Genomic DNA, 825 nt, shown 5'->3' on the forward strand with positions numbered 1-825 from the left:
ATGTAGCCTCAAATGGTTTAACTAGTACCTCTCGTCCGATGCAAGGGCAGTCACCTTATGTGGCGAACTTAAAGTTTGGTTACGACAATTTCTTTACCCGTCGAAGCGCCTTGTTTTTATACAACGTCTATGGTGAGCGCATCACTGCGCTTGGTATTAACGGTACGCCGGACGTTTATGAACAGCCATTTCATCGCCTAGATTTCGTTGTGAAGTGGGGCTTGAATGACACCTACGACGATCAAGAGAAACGTATTGGTTATGGTGTTTCGTTCAAACTCAAAAACTTGCTCGACAGTGAAGTAGAAAAAGTTCAGGGCGGTGAAATTGTTGAACGTCGCAAGCCAGGTCGAGAAATCGAACTGGGCTTCTCGATGAAGTATTAAGGAGCAAAAGCCATGATTCGTAAATTCCCTCTTAATATCGCTTTAGGCGTATCACTCCTATCTTTTTTGTTGGCTCAGAATCTCTTTGCTCAAGAGACCGATAATCCTGAAAAGGGGCAACTCCAAAGCGGCAAGGTGATTGGTCAGCACATCTTTGGCCTCGCGCACGATGTGTCAGGTGATCCATTACTGGTTGATGACAGTGCGCTGATATATCCAAACCCCTTAGCGACGTTTGAGGTGGATATAAAAGAGCAAGTGTTTCAGGTGTCGTTGTTTGATCACTTATTTGGAGGCGCATATTTGTCGAGACTTGATGATGGCCTTACAGTGAATACTCAAGCCATTGATTTTGGTGATGTGAATGGTGTGTCTTCTATTGGAGCCGCAACAAAAACCGAGTGGTCTTCGGTGCTATTTACTGAACATCAGTTGATTG

The 825-nt window shown here is 44.6% G+C and carries 2 protein-coding genes; both read left to right on the plus strand.

Going from position 1 to position 825, the window contains the following annotated elements; all coding sequences use genetic code 11:
* On the plus strand, positions 1-386 hold a 386-nt coding region (locus tag A3762_RS27075), incomplete at its 5' end, for a hypothetical protein (protein ID WP_197469025.1).
* A gap of 12 nt (positions 387-398) precedes the next feature.
* A partial coding sequence (locus tag A3762_RS04770; protein ID WP_156493237.1) for a hypothetical protein occupies positions 399-825 on the plus strand: 427 nt, incomplete at its 3' end.

It is taken from the genome of Oleiphilus sp. HI0125, assembly GCF_001635355.1.